The organism is Streptomyces botrytidirepellens, assembly GCF_003721215.1.
Lineage (GTDB): Bacteria > Actinomycetota > Actinomycetes > Streptomycetales > Streptomycetaceae > Streptomyces > Streptomyces himastatinicus.
This window is the reverse complement of record NZ_RIBZ01000068.1, coordinates 51800-67878: the sequence shown is the minus strand read 5'-3', so window position 1 is coordinate 67878 and position 16079 is coordinate 51800. Positions and strand designations below refer to the sequence as shown.

Sequence of the window (16079 nt, the reverse complement as noted above, 5' to 3'; positions counted from 1 at the left end):
CTTGTGCTGCCGATGTGTGGGCGTCAGGTCCTTTTGCGGACCATCGTCAATCCGTCGCCGATCGACAGAATGACGGCCTCGACGCGCGCGTCCGCCGCCACATGGGCGTTGAAGGCGTGCATCGTGGCGCCCTCTCCGTCCCGGTCGTCGACGACTGTTCCGAACCAGAAGACGTTGTCGACGAGGATGACGCCGCCGGGACGCATGCGCGGCACCAATTCCTCGTAGTAGGCGATGTAGCTCTGCTTGTCCGCGTCGATGAAGGCCAGGTCCACGACCGGATCGGCCGGCAGGGAACGCAGCGTCTCCAGGGCCGGGCCGAGGCGGAGTTCGATTTTGTCGTCGACACCCGCCTCTTTCCACGCCGCCCTGCCGAGGCTGGTCCATTCCTCGCTCACATCACAGGTGAGGAGATGGCCGTCGACCGGCAGGCCCTTGGCGATACACAGGGCCGAGTACCCGGTGAAGGTCCCCACCTCGATCGCATTCCGCGCCTGCATGGTCTGCGTGAGAAAGGTGAAGAACGTGCCCTGCGGAGTGCCGATCTGCATCCGTGACCGTTCACCGACTCCGGTGGTCCGCTGAATGAGATTCCGCTGCGGCTCATCGACCGGGACGCTGTTTTCGACCATGTACGAATACAAGCGCTCAGATACCGTCGTTGGTCTCATGCCAAGAAGTCTTCCAGAGGCGGCACTAGAGGCCGTCTAATAACTGTCTAGAAAAGTGGAATTAAGGGTTTCGCTTATCTCGGGGCATAAAAAAGGCAGCACAAACCACAGAGTGGTCTGTGCTGCCTTTCCCGGGCCTGCGAGCGGCCGATTCAGCCCGGGATACTCCAGGTCAAAGGTGCCAGGTCAGAGGTGCCAGGTCAGTAGTGCCAGGCCAGCACCTCGTCGGGGAGATCCTCCAGAACCGCAATCTCGGACGGCTTGCGGTTCATGTACTCGGGATTGCACCCCACGTACCCCAGGCGACGGGCGACCGGTGCGAGGATCTCGTAGAGAATGCGCTGCCGCTTCCAGGACGGCTTGACGAACCGCAGCACATCCTGGAACTCCAGGGAAGTCACCGCCCGCTGGAGCAGCTTGGGCATCCCCTCGGCGTTCGTCTTTCCGTCCACCGCCAGGCAGAAGAGCTGACGCATGACCATCTGCTCGAAGCGCGTCCCGTTTCCGATGACCTCGCATATGGCGTAGGTCTTGTCACCCGTCGGGTTCCACCAACGGTGCTCGATTCCCGGCTGGATCAGAATGCTCTGTCCCACCTTGTCGAGCACCGTCTTACGGCCGCCCTGGATGACTGCGAGCTTTCCGCGCACGAGGGTGAAGCGTTCATGACTGACCGGATGAATGTGCTCGCCCGCGGCAAAGCCGCCGGGTTCGACATACAGATCCATCACCGAGCGCTTGCCCCCGGTTTCCGAGGCCGGCGTGCGGACCACGATCCGCTCGCCGCAACGGGGGTTCTCGTAGACCTCTCCAGGGCTGACGTTCACCGGAATCTCTCCTTCGTCCACGACGCTTCTCGCAACGTGACTACAGCCTGCGCGCCAAGGCCCTGGGCACGCACTCACATTCTTGCCCTCGCATTCACCACCACCGTCCGGTCAGACGATGGCCGCAGCTCCCGCCTGAGCGACGTTCAGGTCCTCGTCCCCCATTCCGCCGCTGACGCCGATGGAACCGACCGGCGTGCCGTCGGAAATCAGCGGCAGACCACCGGAGAACAGCGCCATACCGGGCTGGCTGGCAAGGCTGCTCACCAGGACCGCATCCTGCTTGATGGCCTCCGCGAATTCATTGGTGGGCGTACGGACGACGAGCGCGGTGCTCGCCTTGTTCTGCGCGACGCTGGTGGCCACGGCCGGGGCACCGTCCATGCGCGCGAGCGCCTGGACGTGGCCGCCGGCGTCGAGGACGACGATCGCCACCCGAGCGCCGAGCTCCTCGGCCTTGCGCAGCGCCGCGGTGATGCCCTGCTGGGCGCCGGCCAGAGTGATCGTGCGGGTCTCGGTGACGGTGGCGCCGAGCTGCTCGACAGTGGTCATGGGTGTGCCTTTCGTAGGACCGGCCGGAGCCGGAGGGGACAACAGGGAAGAAAGAACGGAGCGGGCGGCGCGGGAGCCGGGCTCAGGCGGTCGACTCCTCGCTCCGGGCCGCAGCACCGGAGCGGAAGAAGGCGGCCACGAGAGCAGCGACCGCGAGGCTCGCCACCGCGCCCACGAGCACCGCCAGGTGCATGCCGTCGAGGGTGTCGGCGATGCTCGCCTCCACGCCCTCGGTCGCGTCGGCGCCGAAGACCGCGACGGCTGCCAGCACCGGGGTGCCCAGCGTGAGGGCGATCTGCTGGCTCATCGTGCTCAGACCGGTCGCCAGGCCCTGCTCCTCATTGGGCAGGCCGGAGGTGGCGATGACCGTGTAGGAGACGAGACCCATGGCGTGGCCGAAGAAGGCGACCGCGACGGCGATGAGGACGATGTAGATCCCGGCGTCGCCCTCGTCCACGGTGAGCAGCCCCAGGAGGCCGAGTCCCTGGACCGTGAGGGCGGTGACGAGGGTGCGCTTGCTGCCGATGGCGCCGATCACCTTGGGGGCGAGGAGGCCGCCCGCGATGGCCGCGATGCTGGACCCACCGAACGCCAGCCCCGAGGCGAGCGGCTTGTAGTCGAGCACGTCCTGGAGGTAGAGCGTCATCTGGAAGACCACCGCGCTGGGCATGCTGACGACGAGGAGCCCGGCGAAGTTGCCCCAGCGCACGGTGGGCCGCTTGAGCACGCTGACCGGCGCCAGCGGGTTGGAGCTGCGCAGCTCGATGAACCAGAAGGCGACCAGCAGCGCCGCGGCGAGGATCAGGCAGCCGATGACGACGGGGTCGCCCCAGCCGCTCTGCTCGGTCGCGGAGATGCCGTAGACCAGGCTGACCAGACCGCCGGTGACCGTGACCGCCCCGGGAACGTCGAGGCGGCTGCGGGTCCGCTCACTGCTGTCGCTCAGGACACGCGGAGCGAACGCCAGGATGAGCACCACGACCGGCAGGTTGATCAGGAACGCCCAGCGCCAGCTCAGCAGCTCGGTCAGCACCCCGCCGAGCACCGAACCGAGCGCGAAGCCGCCGGTGAGAAGGGTGCCGTTGAGCCCCAGGGCGCGCTGGCGGAGGGGGCCTTCGGGGAAGGACGTGGTGAGCAGCGACATCGCGGCGGGTGTCGCCATGGCCGTGGCGAGACCCTGCCCGATGCGGCCGGCCAGAAGCATGCCGGGCGACTGGGCGAGGCCGCCGACCAGCGACGCGACACCGAGGATGAGCATGCCCACCAGGAAGAGGTTCCGCCGGCCGAAGAGGTCGGCGATGCGGCCGAACAGCAGCGTGAAGCCCGCGGCGGGCAGCATGAAGCCGGTGACGATCCACTGAAGGGTGCTCAGCTCGAAGCCGAGGTCGGACCCGATGGTCGGCACGGCGATGTTCAGCACGGAGAAGTCGACCGCGAGCATGAACTGGGCACCGAGCAGGAGAACCAGGATCAGCCGGTGCCGGGGCGTCATCCGATCCTCTGCGGGTTTGTCCCGCGCCTCACTGATGGCATCGAGCTCGGTCATGGCTTTCCTCTCCTCTGATGACTCTCGCGTCCGTCGGCTCGCACCGCGCCGCTGTGGCGTCTCGAGGGCCGGACATCGGCCCACGGCGCGGCCCGTGATCGAGCCGACGGGAGGAGAAACACCGTCGAGCGCCAGGGGGTTGCATCGCCGCGGAAGCCGAGTGGTCGACGGCTTCCGCCCGCGAATTGCGGAGCAATATTCCGGGTGAGGGGCCCGTCGAGCGGCAAGTAGCGTCGCCCGCGGCCGTCGCGCGCTGCGCCGGAACCGGCTCGCAGCCTCCACGACGACGGCCAGAGAGGCCATGTGATGACAGACAGCAGAGGCGGGATGGAACGGCGACGTTTCCTTTACGGGGGCGCCTCCGTTGGAGGAGGAATGCTGCTCGGCGGCACGGCCGGTACCGCGGCGGCCGCCACGACGCGGGACGCCACGACGCGCGCCGCGGCGGCGGGGGACGCCGTCGCGATCACACCCGGCGACCGGAACTACGCTGACGTGGTCAGAGGCTGGAACCAGCGGTACATAGGCAAGCCCGAGAAGGTGCATCTGGTCACCACGACCGACCAGGTGGTGAAGGTCACCCAGCAGGCAGTGAAGGAGGGCAAGCGCCTCGCGGTGCGCAGCGGCGGGCACTGTTTCGAGGACTTCGTCTACCACCCGGACGCGAAGGTCGTGGTCGACCTGTCGGAGATGCGCCAGGTCGCCTTCGACGCCGAGCGCAAGGCGTTCATGGTCGAGTCGGGGTGCCAGCTGCTCGACGTCTACGAAGGGCTCTACCGCCGCTGGGGCGTCGTCATCCCCGCGGGCATCTGCCACCAGGTCGGCGCGGGCGGCCACGTCAGCGGCGGCGGCTGGGGGATGTTGTGCCGTCTGCTGGGCCTTGTCGTGGACCATCTGTACGCGGTCGAGGTGGTCGTCGTGGACGCTTCGGGCACCGCCCGGGCGGTCGTCGCCACGCGGGAGGAGTCGGACCCGAACCGCGACCTGTGGTGGGCGCACACCGGCGGGGGCGGCGGCAACTTCGGCATCGTCACGCGCTACTGGTTCCGCAGCCCGGACGCCAAGGGCTCCGAGCCGTCGGCCCTGCTCCCCCGCCCTCCGGCCGAGGTGCTCATCAACGCCGTTTCCTGGCCGTGGAGCTCGCTCTCCCGCAAGGACTTCGACACCCTGGTGAAGAACTACGGCGCCTGGCACGTCGAGCACAGCGCTCCGGGCGACCCGTACGCCGGAATGTGCAGCTACCTGGGGCTGAACCACCGGTCGAACGGCGCCATCGGGATGATCACCCAGATGGACGCCACCGTGCCGAACGCCGAGCAGATGCTGGCGGACTTCGTGGCCGCCATCAGCAAGGGCGTCTCCGTCGCGCACGAGGCGGCCACCACCAGGACGGGTGAGCTGGCCGCCATGCCCGAGCTGGTGAAGCCGCGCCGCATGCCGTGGCTCCAGGCGACCCGCTACCTCGGCACCTCGACCCTGACCCTCAACGACCCGACACTGAAGGGAGACTTCAAGTCCGCCTATATGCGGGCGAACTTCCCCGACTCGCATCTCGACGCGCTCTACAAGCATCTGACCAGCGACGCCATCGACAACCCCACCGCCTCGGTACAGCTGAGCTCCTTCGGCGGCCAGGTCAACGCGGTCGCCCAGGACGCGACGGCCTCCTCGCACCGCAGCTCGGCGTTCAAGATGTCGTGGATGCTGTACTGGACGGACGCGGCCGACGAGGCCAAGTCGCTGGCCTGGATACGGGAGTGCTACCAGGAGGTCTACGCCGAGACCGGCGGCGTGCCGGTGCCGAACGAGGTCACCGACGGCTGCTACGTCAACTATCCGGACATCGACCTCGGCGACCCGAAGTACAACACGTCGAAGGTGCCGTGGCACGACCTCTACTACAAGGAGAACTACCCGAAGCTCCAGGCCGTCAAGAAGAAGTACGACCCGCGGAACGTCTTCCGGCACAGCCAGTCGGTAGGGCTGCCCGACTGACGGGTACGCACGCTGCGCTGACACCGCACCGGCCGCCGATTCCGGCGGCCGGTGCGGTGCTTCGGCATACCGGTCCGGCCCCGCTCCCGGGCGCCAGGGCGCGGGCTGTGCAACCATTGCTGAAGTCCCGGTGTTTCTGTAGCTGATGGACGATATGGCGGAGCAGCTGACCGAGCGCCTGGCGTCAGATCTGGATGACGGCTTCACAGAGCTGGTCCGGGTCCACGCCTCGGCGGTGCGTGCCTTTCTGTTCCGGGTCTCGGGATCGGCCGCCGAGGCGGACGACCTGGGCCAGGACACCTTCTTACGCGCCTATTCGGCGCTCCAGACCTACTCGCCGGAGCGCCGGCGCAAGCTGAAACCCCGGGCCTGGCTGATGACCATCGCGGCGAACGTCTGGCGCAATCATGTGCGTACCAGCGTCCGTCACCCGGTCTCGGCCACCCGTGCGGAGGACGCCTGCGGCAGCTGGCCGGACGAGAGTCCGGGACCGGAGGAGCGGGCGGCGACGTCCGCCGACCGTACGGTTCTGGTCAAGGCGCTCACCGAGCTGCCCGAGAAGCACCGCGTCGCGGTGGTGATGCGCCATGTCATAGGGATGAGTTACAGCGACATGGCCGAAGCCCAGGGCTGCCCCGTGGGTACCGTCAAGGCACAAGTATCAAGAGGGATCGGCACACTACGTGAGATCTTGACACCCGAGGCGGCGGTGTTGGGGGAGGTGACCAGATGAACTACCGGAATGATGAGGAAGAGCGGCCCGCGGAGGGACAGTTGGAGCACGCCTTGTCCGATCTCGCGGCCCCTGCCCCGGCGGACTTCGCCCTGAGGGTACTTCAGCGCGTAGGAATTCCGCGAGAGCGCTACGACACCTACAGCCATCTTGACAGCGCGGCCGGCGGCCTCTTCGTGGCCTACAGCCCGGACGCGGTGACCGGCTCGGCCGTCGACACAATGGTGGCCGACGCGGACGAGTTCGAGCGGTTGCATCACGCCCGCACCGGCCGGACCGCCATCCGCGCCTCGGCGCCCTTCCCCGGGCTGCGCCCCGCCTTGCGCACGGGCCGGGCGAAGCGGCTGCCGATCGACCTGGGAGATCTGACCGACCTGGAGCGCGCCGTGCTCCACGCGGTGCGGTCGATCCCCTCCGGCCAGCTGCGGCCGATCACCTGGCTCGCGCGAGAGGCGTCGCTGCCCTCCGCCACCAGGCCGATCGTCGAGGCTCTGGCCAAGAATCCGGTGCCAGTGCTGATCCCCTGCCACCGCGTCACCTATGAGGGCGGAGCGCCCTGCGACGCCGCCTATGCGGAGCGCGTCGGGGACGCCCTGCGGAGCGCGGAGGGCATCGACATGCACCGGCTGGAGGAGCTGACCCTGCGCGGGGCCGTCTTCCTCGGCAGCGACACCACGCGGATCTACTGCCATCCGACCTGTGCGCACGCCCGCCGGATCACCCGGCCGCACCAGGTTCCGTTCCGTACCGCCGGGGATGCTCGGCAGGCGGGCTACCGTGCCTGCAAGAGCTGTCGTCCCGCCACGGTCTGAGTCTCCGGCGCGGAAAAGGCGGAAAAGCGGAGAAGGAGGAAGATCCATGCAGTCCGAAGGCCGTGCCGCGGTGACGTCCGTGGCGCTCGCGGAGGAGTCGACCCCGTGTGGCCGGCTGGTCCTCGCGGCCACGAACGAGGCTTTGCTCGCCTGCGCGTACGACACCGCGGAGGCCGTGCGCCGACGCGCCACCCGGGCGGTCGGCAGCGGGGTGGAGTTCCGGACGGAGGCCGACGCCACGCCCGGCCAGTTGGCCGTGCTGACCGAGGCGCGGGATCAGCTCGCCGCGTATCTGGCCGGGAAGATCCGTTCGTTCTCCGTTCCCCTGGACCTCTCGCTCGCCTCCGCGTTCACCGCGCAGACGGTGCTGGCGCTGGAGTCGTTCGTGCCCTACGGCCGCACCGCCACCTACGGCGAGCTGGCCGCCGCGCTGGACCGCCCGCGCGCCGCGCGGGCGGTGGGGATGGCGCTCGGCTCCAATCCGCTGTGCGTCGTGCTGCCCTGCCATCGCATCGTCGGAGCGAAGGGTTCGCTGACCGGATACGCCGGTGGGGTCGCCGCCAAGCAATACCTGCTCGCGACGGAAGCGGCCGCCTGACCGGGAGCTCCGCGGTCGCCGATCGCTTCCGCCGCGCACCGGTTCCCCTCCGCTGCACCTCCGATGCAACCTTCGGCGGCTGTCCGGTGTTTTCCCAGGGACGGCGCATGAGGTCCTCTCCGGCGCCGAGCGGTGGAGCGGGAAGGGGAACCCGTCATGGCTGCATATGTGGACCCGGAGCCCGACTGGTGGGGTGCCGATCTGCTGGGCTCACCACCGGGCAGAGCCCTCTGGGCCCAAGCCGGTCACGGCGTCACCTATCACACATTACGAACCCAGGTCGCCCAGATGCGGCGGCTCTTCGACGCCTATGGGATCCGTTCCGGACACACCGTCGCCCTCCAGGGTGCCCATAGCTTCAGCCAGCTATGGGCCCTGTTCGCCCTGTGGTCCTGCGGCGCCCAGGTCATGCTCATCGGGCCGCATGTGCGCGGCAAGGAGCTGGGCCGCCAGCTGGACTGGTGCCGGCCCCAGTTCCATGTCTCCTTCGACGCGCCGGGCCACGGCAAGGAGACCTTCCACGATGAGTGCGAGGTCTTCGTCCGCCGCCTCCTCAGAGGCCGTCCCGCCGCCACCGATCACTGCTTGGTCCAGTTCACTTCCGGGAGCACCGGGTTCGCCAAGGCCATCGGCCGGACACCCGAGTCGCTGCTGACCGAACTGGAGCGGTTCAAGACGGTCGGCGGTATGCCCGAGCCCGGATCCCGGGTCCTGGTCCTCGGTCCGCTCGCGCACTCCTTCAGTCTGGTCGGCGGCGTGCTGTACGCGACGAGCACCCGCAGCACGGTCCTGCTGTCCCCCAATTCGGGCCGCCGTACCGTGCTCCGTACGGCGATCCGGTCGGGGGCCGACACCATCATCGGATCCCCCCAGCACTTCGCCGCTCTGGCCCAGATCGACCGTCCCGTGCGAATCCCTCGGCTCCGGCTGGCGATATCCGGCGGTGAGCAGATGGCCCACCGGGTGTACACCCGCTTCGCCGAGCGTCATCGGGTGCGGATCGGGCAGGCCTACGGCACCACGGAAACCGGGATCATCGCCACGGACCCCACCGGCTGGTACGGGCCCGACACCGTCGGGATGCCGGTGCCCGGCCTCCAGCTGCGGCTGGTGGACGGGGAGTTGCAGGTGCGCCTCGACCGCTCTCCGTATCTGCCGCAGGCGGGGCCTCCCGGCCGCTTCCTTCCCGACGGTGAACACACCCGGGCCGGCTGGCTGCGGACCCGTGACCTGGTGGAGCAGGATCCGGCGAGCGGAGCGCTGCGTGTCCTCGGCCGTTTCGACCCCCTGGCCGACCGGCGTGCGCTCACTCGCGGTCTCGACCAGATCCTGCTCGCCGACCGCACCCTGGTCCGGCACTTCGAGCGGGATGGTCAACCCGTGGGCTGACGGGTGCGACTCGCGGGCACTTCCACACAAAGCCGCACTTAACGGTGTGCAACTTCCTGGGAGCATACGGTGTTCATAGTGTGTACAGCACATTGCCGATGCATCCAGGGAGAGCTTTTCGATGGAGTCCACCTTGACCGGCAAGACCGTTGTCATCACGGGGGCCGGCAGCGGGATCGGTCGTGCCACGGCGCGCGCTTTCGCTGACCACGGGGCGAATGTGCTGGCCGTGGGAAGGACACTCGAAAAGCTGGAGGCCACCGCGAAGGGGCGGCCGTCGATCACACCGGTGGCGGCGGACATCAGCGAACTGGACGCCCCTCAGGCGATCACCGCGCAGGCAGTGGCGGCCTTCGGTGGCATCGACATCCTGGTCAACAGCGCCAGCGTCTTCCGGCCGACCCACCTCGGCATGATCACTCCATCGGAGTTCGACCACTTCATCGCCGTGAACCTCCGGGCCCCTCTGCTGATCACCCAGGCCGCGCTGCCCTGCCTGGAGCGTGCGGAAGGGACCGTGGTGAACATCAGCGCGGCCATCGGCCAGCATGGTTGGCCGGGCTTGTCCGTGTATGGCGCGACCAAGGCGGCGCTCGACTTCTTCACCCGCTCCTGGGCAAACGAATTGGCCCGGAGCTGCATCCGGGTGGTGTCCGTGGCTCCGGGGCCGATCGAGACGCCGATCCTGGAGAACAACGCGCTTGACGATCAAGCGGTGATGACCGTCCACCAGACCCAGGAGCAGATACCGATGGGCCGGTTGGGCACGGCGGAGGAGATCGCGTGGTGGATCCTGAACTTCACGGACCCACTGGCCAGTTATGCGACGGGTGCCATCTTCGCCGTGGACGGCGGATACACCGTCGTGTAAATGAGCCGGATCGACGGACGATCAAACGACCGGGCCCATCCGGGCACGTCAGATGCCGTTGACAGGAGAGGAGTTGAGAATGCTGTATTGCAGGCGGCTAATCGTATGGCCGGGCTCGATACCCAGCTCGGACACAAGACCGACCCGCAGGCGATGGAACACTTCGAGTGCCTGCGCCCGGCGCCCGGCCTTCTCCAAGGCGCGCATATATTGTGAGTGCAACCCTTCATGATAGGGATACTCGGCGGTAAGGGCGGCGAGGTCGGCGGTGACCTCCAAGTGGCGCCCAATCTCGATCTTCGCTTCGGCGAGCGTTTCCAAGGCCCCCAGCCGGGACTCCTCGTACTGCCGCCGCCGGGATTCCAGCATCCTTCCGACGACGACATCAGCGAACGCCGACCCTCGCCAGATCCCCAACGCATCGCCCAGATGACTGACCCCGGCGGAAAGATCGCCATTGGCCAACGCTTTGCGCCCCGAGTCGACAAGCCCTTGATAAATCCGGTAGTCGAGTCGGGCGAACGACTCACTGAACATGTAGCCACCGGCATGCGTCGTGAGGGCTTCCTCGATGATGACCTTGATGGGGAGCCGGGTGGCCTGACTGAGAGCCTTCCGTGCCTGGAGGATGTAGGTCTGGACGACCCTGAGGGCACTGGCCGGAGGGCGATCACCCCATAATTCACGAACGAGCGACGGAAGCGACACAACCTGATCGGGGTGAGCCACCAACATCGCCAGCACGGTGCGAGGCTTGTGGGCCAACGCCAGGCTCTCCACCTCGCCGTCGTCGGCGAAACGCAGCATGCCGAGAACCTGCACACTCTTTCCCTTGGAATTCCCCATCCAGCTCCCCCTGCCGTTGCATATAGTGCAATGCTTTATCAGAGGCCTGCATGGGCAGGCATTCACTTCATATCCCTTGGCAAGGGACGGTACGACCGCCAAGTGCATGTGTCAACTAACGTGGCCGATCATGACCACCGGAACGCATTTTAAGATAAAAAACACGCGAATCGGTTTCCGGCCACACAACCCCTCCCACCAGGCTCAATAGCCGGGGCGAAGCCGCTTAGGGGAGCACGGAATCCATAGATGAACTCTTGGATGCCGCGAGGTGAATCGAGTCAATAGCGAAAATTCAGCCAAGCCCGCTGCCCGATATTACCTCCCGGAGAGCCAGCAAATACAAAGCACATAGCTTACCTCTCCCAGAAGTAGGGGAACACTTAGTTAACCCCCGCGGCACGCCTCGCGGCACGGCCTTCTGAGGGATCTTGCGGACGCCGATAAATCATCCGCGCAGCGTCCGCGAAGAACGCCGGGATACCGATACCGCGACCGGCGCCGCCGGGTCACCGGCCCGGCCGTCTCGAGCACGTGGTGCACCTCACGTTCGCGGGAGCGTGGCGGGCGGCCATGGGAAAATCAGCGGGTGCAGATCGGGATGCTGGGTCCACTCGAGGTGCGTACCACGGTGGCTCGGCCGAGGTGCCGGGGGCGCGGCTGCGCGGACTGCTGGTCGCCCTCGCGCTCAAGCCGGGTCATGTGGTCCCGAAGGCGTCGCTCATCGACTGGATCTGGGGTGAGCACCCGCCCGCCGATGCGACGAACGCCCTCCAGCGCCTGGTGTCCCGGCTGCGGAAGGCGCTGCCGGGCGGAGTGGTCGAGGGGCGGGCGGACGGCTACCGGCTGGCGGTGGAGCCCGACGCGGTCGACGCGGTGCGGTTCGAACGCCTCGTCACCGCGGGCCGGGCCCGCACCGACGAGTGTTCCCGGCGCGCACGGCTGCTGCGCGAGGCCCTCGGGCTGTGGCGCGGTGCGGCCATGCAGGACGTGGGGCTGCGGGACAGCGCCGCGTTCGACGCCGCGATCGCCCGGCTCCAGGAGCTGCGCCTGACGGCCACGGAGGAGCGGGCCGACGCGGAAGTCGCCCTCGGGCGCGGGGCGGAGATGGTCACGGAGCTGACCGACCTGGCGGCCGCGCATCCGCTGCGGGAACGGCTCGTCGCCGCGCTGATGCGCGCCCTGGCCGCGGCCGGTCGCGCCAGCGAGGCGCTGCTGGTGTACCAGCGCGCGAAGGAGGCCCTGGCCGACGCGCTGGGCGTCGATCCCTCGCCGGAGCTGGCGGCGTTGCACATCGCGCTGCTGCGGGGCGAGTTGGCGCAGGAACCGCGGCAGAGGGAAGCGAGCCGCAAGACCAACCTGCGCGCCGAGCTGACCAGCTTCGTCGGCAGGGGCGCCGATGTCGCCGCCGTCCGCGGGCTCATCGCCGAGCACCGGCTCACCACCGTGATCGGGCCGGGCGGCTCGGGCAAGACCCGGCTGGCCACGGAGACCGCGCGCACGCTGCTCGGCGACCTGCCGGACGGGGCGTGGCTGGTGGAACTCGCCGCCGTCGGCGCGGGCGGCGACGTGGCGCAGGCGACGCTCACCGGGCTGGACCTGCGGGACGCCCTGCTGGGCGGGGCCCCGAAGGCGGAGCTGACGGACCGGCTCATCGCCGCGATCCGCGAGCGGGAGGCGCTGCTGATCCTCGACAACTGCGAGCATGTGATCGAGGCCGCGGCGGAGTTCGCCCACCGGGTCCTCGGGGAGTGCCGACGGCTGAGGATCCTGGCCACGAGCCGGGAACCGCTCGGCATCACCGGGGAGGCGCTGTGGCTGATCGAGCCGCTGGCCCTGCCGGAGGAGAACGCGGGCCCGGACGGGATCGAGTCCTCCCCCGCCGTCCAGTTGCTGCGGGACCGGGCCGGGGCGGTGCGCCGGGACCCCGCGCTTGACGACCGTACGACGATGGCGCGCGTCTGCCGGGCGCTGGACGGGATGCCCCTGGCGATCGAACTGGCCGCGGCACGGCTGCGCACGATGTCCCTCGATCAGCTCGCAGGCCGCCTCGACGACCGGTTCCGCCTGCTGACCAGCGGCAGCCGCACCGCGTTGCCGCGGCACAAGACGCTGCGCGCGGTGGTCGACTGGAGCTGGGAGCTGCTCACCGACGCCGAGCGGAGGGTCCTGCGCAGGCTCTCGGTGTTCTCGGGCGGGGCGAGTTTGGAGGCGGCCGAGCGGATCTGCGTCGGCGACGGGGTCGAGCCGGAGCAGGTACCCGAACTGCTCACCGCGCTGACCGAGAAGTTTCTGCTGCTCGCCGAGGGCGGCAGCACCCCGCGCTACCGCCTGATCGGCATGATCCAGGAGTACGCCGGGCACCGGCTCGCGGAGGCGGGGGAAGCGGACCTGGTGCGCCACGCGCATCTCGCCCACTTCACCGAACTGGCCGAGACCGCGGAGCCGCATCTGCGCCGCGCCGAGCAACTGGAGTGGCTGGCCAGGGTCGAGGCCGAGCACGACAACATCGGTGCGGCGATGCGTGGCGCGCTCGCGGCGGGCGAGGCGCAGGCGGCGATGCGGCTCGCGGTGGGCGCGGGCTGGTACTGGTGGCTGGGCGGGCGCAGGACCGAGGGCATCGAGCTGCTCACCGCGGCCGCCAGGACGCCCGGCGAGGTGGCCGACGAGGTCCGGGCCACGGCGTACGCGCTGATCGCGGGTTTCGTGACCTCCGGGCTGAGCGACGAGCGCCGGGCCGCGGAGTGGATCCACGAGGCGCACCGGCTCGGTCGGCGCAGCCGGCGCGGCCACCCGGCGCTGAGGCTCGTCGCCGTGCTGGACGGCATGCTCCGGGCGCCCGGCACGTCGCTGTCCGCGTTCGAACCGCTGCTGGACGACGAGGACCCCTGGGTGCGCGCGCTGGCCCGGTGGCAGCTGGGCAAGATGCGGATCGTGCTCGGCCGGGACGGGCAGGACGGCCAGGAGGCGGGCGCGCACCTGGAGAAGGCGCTCGCCGAGTTCCGGGCGCTCGGCGAGCGGTACGGGATCTCGCTCGCCCTGGGCGAGCTGGCGAACCTGCTCGCCCTGCGCGGCGAGTTCGCCGGTGCGTGCGAGCACTACGAGCGGGCGATCGCGATCGTCACCGAGGTCGGTGCCGCCGAGGACGTCATCCGGATGCGGTCGTGGCAGGTACAGCTCTACTGGCCGATGGGCGACGAGGCCGCGAGCACGGCCGCCATGGTCGAGGCACAGCGGTGCGCGGAGCGGGTCACCTGGCCGGACGCGCTGGCCGAGCTGGCCCTGTCCAAGGCGGGACTCGCCCGGTGGGGTGGCGACGCCGACGAGGTGCACCGGCAACTCGGGATCGTGACAGCCCTGTTGGGCGACGAAGCGCGACAGGCGGACATCCGCGCGGTGACGCATGACCCGCTCGGCTACCTCGCCGACGACCTCGGCGAGGCCCGGGCGCACCGCGCGGCGGCCTGCGAGGCGGCGTCCGAGGCGGGACACGCGCCGCTGATCGCGCACGTGCTCATCGGGGTCGCGGACCTGGCGCTGCGCCGCGACGAACACGAGCAGGCCGCGCGGCTGCTCGCGGCGAGCACGGGCGTACGCGGGCTCCTGACGCGCTCCCACCCGGACGTGACGCGAATCATGCGCAGACCTTCGACGTCCAGCACGACCTTTTGATGGGTTATCACCATATTTCCCTCGTTCGTCTGCGGGTTTCCCCGGGGCGGGCCTGCGGGGGCGATGCGGCTCAGGAACGGTGGATCACGATGTCACCGCTGTAGGTACGGACCTTGACGTGGACGATCTCGTCGGTCTCCCCCGGGCCGTCGACCACCTTGAGCGCGTTGCGGACGCCGCCGGTCAGGGTGGACACATCGAGCTTGGCCGCGGTGCCCTGCCGGATGCCGATCTCGATTTCGGCGCCGGCCGCCGTGACCACGACCGAGCCCCGCACGACCTCGCCGAGCCGGATGCCGCCGTGGGCGGTCTTGGCCACGACGTTGCCGTGCGCCCGCTCCACGTGGAAGTCGCCGTTCATCCCGGTCAGGCGCAGTTCGCCGGTGGCGTCACCGATCCAGGTCTCGCCGTGGTCGTTGCCGACCGGCGCGGACCCGTCGACCTCGTCGACACGTACGCCCCCGGAGCCGTTGGCGATCCTGGCGTGGCCCACCGCGCGCGGCACGGCGATCTCACCCCGGGACGTGGACAGCCGCAGCGGACCGCCCTCGTCGATCCGGAAGTCGCCGTGCGCCGCCTCGAAGCGGCACTCGCCCAGCCGCCCTTCGCCGCGCAGTACGACGGAGGACGAACTGCCGCGCAGATCGGAGCCCTCGGGAAGCTCGATCAGCACGTCGACCGAACCGGTGCGGCGCGACGCGCTGGGCCAGTTCAACATCTGCGGGGAAGCCTTGACCTGGAGCTTGCCCTCCGCGAAGTCGACGCGCGCCGTGGCTGGGCTCGACCGCGAGGACCGTCTGCGGCGGTTCGTACGAGCCGGTGCCCGCGCCGACGTTGATCACGTCTGTGACGTCCCCGAGTGCGGCGTGGATCTGCGCGGCGATCCGGCGATCGGGTTGTCGTGTCCGGGCGTATGCCGCGCCGAGCGTGTCATAGGTCGCCATGCCGGTAAGTCTGCCCAGCGGGCCGCGCCCCTCGCCCGGAAAGGAACGTCGAGCCCGTCGGGGTCGGCTGGGATGATGTGCCGGGTGACCTCCAACCCTGCTGTGCAGGCACCTCCTTGGTGGCCCGCCCGTCTGGAAACCGCGCGCCTGACAATGCGGCCGGTGGCGGCAGACGATCTGCCGTCCATCGAGCGCCTGTGGCGCGACGAGCGGGTTCGCCAGTTCCTCGGTGGCCCGGTGCCCGAGGAGAAGATCGCTCTCCGGCGCCACCATCTGCCCGGGGTGCCCGGGGCGTTCGCCACCGAGGACCACGCCACGGGGGCGTGCATCGGGCTGGTCACCGTCGAGCCGGGCTCGCCCCGGGGCGGCCCTGAGGTCTCGTACACCTTCCTCCCGGAGTGGTGGGGGCGCGGCCTGGCCCGGGAGGCGGTTGCCGCCGCGGTCCAGTGGGCTCGGGAACTGCCGGGCGGAAACCCGGTGGTGGCGGTGACGCAGAGCGCGAACACGAGCTCTCGGCGCCTGCTGGAGGCGATCGGTCTGTCTGCGGACTACGAGATGGTCGAATACGGGGAGCCGCAGACGGTCTATGTGACGGAGCACCGTAGCTGACGGAGCAGCCGCTC

General features: G+C 69.2%; 14 protein-coding genes. 8 read left to right on the top strand and 6 right to left on the bottom strand.

Translation table 11 applies throughout. The features are described from left to right. Window positions 1-23 precede the first annotated feature (23 nt). The 4 genes from EEJ42_RS05355 to EEJ42_RS05340 form a co-directional block, all read right to left on the bottom strand. Entirely contained in the window at window positions 24-632 is a 609-nt protein-coding gene (locus EEJ42_RS05355) for an O-methyltransferase (protein ID WP_246096087.1), read from the bottom strand. A gap of 239 nt (window positions 633-871) precedes the next feature. Continuing rightward, window positions 872-1519: a cupin domain-containing protein gene (locus EEJ42_RS05350; RefSeq protein ID WP_246096086.1), complete on the bottom strand. Its 648-nt coding sequence runs from the start codon at window positions 1517-1519 to the stop codon at window positions 872-874. Between the two features lie 90 nt (window positions 1520-1609). Then, window positions 1610-2050 carry a GlcG/HbpS family heme-binding protein gene (locus EEJ42_RS05345; RefSeq protein WP_123098837.1) on the bottom strand — a complete coding sequence of 147 codons (441 nt, stop codon included), beginning with the start codon at window positions 2048-2050 and terminating at the stop codon, window positions 1610-1612. An 82-nt stretch (window positions 2051-2132) separates the two neighbouring features. Then, window positions 2133-3596 (bottom strand): MFS transporter, encoded by a 1464-nt coding sequence (locus EEJ42_RS05340; RefSeq protein WP_184502947.1) that lies wholly within the window; start codon window positions 3594-3596, stop codon window positions 2133-2135. A 327-nt stretch (window positions 3597-3923) separates the two neighbouring features. Here EEJ42_RS05340 and EEJ42_RS05335 point away from each other — a divergent pair, with 327 nt between their 5' ends. The 6 genes from EEJ42_RS05335 to EEJ42_RS05310 all read left to right on the top strand — a co-directional run bounded on the left by EEJ42_RS05335 (window position 3924) and on the right by EEJ42_RS05310 (window position 9994). Next, window positions 3924-5591 carry an FAD-binding oxidoreductase gene (locus EEJ42_RS05335; RefSeq protein ID WP_123098835.1) on the top strand — a complete coding sequence of 556 codons (1668 nt, stop codon included), beginning with the start codon at window positions 3924-3926 and terminating at the stop codon, window positions 5589-5591. Window positions 5592-5736: 145 nt separating this feature from the next. Then, window positions 5737-6324: an RNA polymerase sigma factor gene (locus EEJ42_RS05330; protein ID WP_123098834.1), complete on the top strand. Its 588-nt coding sequence runs from the start codon at window positions 5737-5739 to the stop codon at window positions 6322-6324. Beyond that, window positions 6321-7136 (top strand): MGMT family protein, encoded by an 816-nt coding sequence (locus tag EEJ42_RS05325; RefSeq protein ID WP_246096080.1) that lies wholly within the window; start codon window positions 6321-6323, stop codon window positions 7134-7136. The genes EEJ42_RS05330 and EEJ42_RS05325 overlap by 4 nt, the downstream gene beginning before the upstream one ends. Window positions 7137-7182: 46 nt before the next feature. Next, entirely contained in the window at window positions 7183-7734 is a 552-nt protein-coding gene (locus EEJ42_RS05320; RefSeq protein WP_123098833.1) for a methylated-DNA--[protein]-cysteine S-methyltransferase, read from the top strand. 156 nt (window positions 7735-7890) lie between these two features. Then, the gene (locus tag EEJ42_RS05315) at window positions 7891-9123 is read left to right on the top strand and encodes a class I adenylate-forming enzyme family protein (RefSeq protein WP_123098832.1); all 1233 of its coding nucleotides are present in this window, start codon (window positions 7891-7893) and stop codon (window positions 9121-9123) included. Window positions 9124-9256: 133 nt separating this feature from the next. Continuing rightward, entirely contained in the window at window positions 9257-9994 is a 738-nt protein-coding gene (locus EEJ42_RS05310) for an SDR family NAD(P)-dependent oxidoreductase (protein WP_246096078.1), read from the top strand. Window positions 9995-10042: 48 nt separating this feature from the next. On the opposite strand, the gene EEJ42_RS05305 is transcribed toward EEJ42_RS05310, so the two are convergent. Beyond that, window positions 10043-10840 carry an AfsR/SARP family transcriptional regulator gene (locus EEJ42_RS05305; RefSeq protein WP_246096076.1) on the bottom strand — a complete coding sequence of 266 codons (798 nt, stop codon included), beginning with the start codon at window positions 10838-10840 and terminating at the stop codon, window positions 10043-10045. Between the two features lie 645 nt (window positions 10841-11485). Here EEJ42_RS05305 and EEJ42_RS05300 point away from each other — a divergent pair. Beyond that, window positions 11486-14512 (top strand): BTAD domain-containing putative transcriptional regulator, encoded by a 3027-nt coding sequence (locus EEJ42_RS05300; protein WP_246096074.1) that lies wholly within the window; start codon window positions 11486-11488, stop codon window positions 14510-14512. Between the two features lie 70 nt (window positions 14513-14582). Here EEJ42_RS05300 and EEJ42_RS05295 read toward each other — a convergent pair whose 3' ends face one another. Then, entirely contained in the window at window positions 14583-15230 is a 648-nt protein-coding gene (locus tag EEJ42_RS05295; protein ID WP_184502946.1) for a DUF4097 family beta strand repeat-containing protein, read from the bottom strand. 298 nt (window positions 15231-15528) lie between these two features. On the opposite strand from EEJ42_RS05295, the gene EEJ42_RS05285 reads away from it, so the two are divergent. Then, window positions 15529-16065 carry a GNAT family N-acetyltransferase gene (locus EEJ42_RS05285; RefSeq protein WP_342778245.1) on the top strand — a complete coding sequence of 179 codons (537 nt, stop codon included), beginning with the start codon at window positions 15529-15531 and terminating at the stop codon, window positions 16063-16065. Window positions 16066-16079: the final 14 nt, after the last annotated feature.

Coding starts and splice junctions, on each gene's coding strand:
- EEJ42_RS05355 (WP_246096087.1), bottom strand. CDS start 632: ATGGTCGAAAACAGCGTCCCGGTCGATGAGCCGCAGCGGAATCTCATT.
- EEJ42_RS05345 (WP_123098837.1), bottom strand. CDS start 2,050: ATGACCACTGTCGAGCAGCTCGGCGCCACCGTCACCGAGACCCGCACG.
- EEJ42_RS05340 (WP_184502947.1), bottom strand. CDS start 3,596: ATGACCGAGCTCGATGCCATCAGTGAGGCGCGGGACAAACCCGCAGAG.
- EEJ42_RS05335 (WP_123098835.1), top strand. CDS start 3,924: ATGGAACGGCGACGTTTCCTTTACGGGGGCGCCTCCGTTGGAGGAGGA.
- EEJ42_RS05330 (WP_123098834.1), top strand. CDS start 5,737: ATGGACGATATGGCGGAGCAGCTGACCGAGCGCCTGGCGTCAGATCTG.
- EEJ42_RS05325 (WP_246096080.1), top strand. CDS start 6,321: ATGAACTACCGGAATGATGAGGAAGAGCGGCCCGCGGAGGGACAGTTG.
- EEJ42_RS05320 (WP_123098833.1), top strand. CDS start 7,183: ATGCAGTCCGAAGGCCGTGCCGCGGTGACGTCCGTGGCGCTCGCGGAG.
- EEJ42_RS05315 (WP_123098832.1), top strand. CDS start 7,891: ATGGCTGCATATGTGGACCCGGAGCCCGACTGGTGGGGTGCCGATCTG.
- EEJ42_RS05305 (WP_246096076.1), bottom strand. CDS start 10,840: ATGGGGAATTCCAAGGGAAAGAGTGTGCAGGTTCTCGGCATGCTGCGT.
- EEJ42_RS05295 (WP_184502946.1), bottom strand. CDS start 15,230: ATGTTGAACTGGCCCAGCGCGTCGCGCCGCACCGGTTCGGTCGACGTG.
- EEJ42_RS05285 (WP_342778245.1), top strand. CDS start 15,529: ATGATGTGCCGGGTGACCTCCAACCCTGCTGTGCAGGCACCTCCTTGG.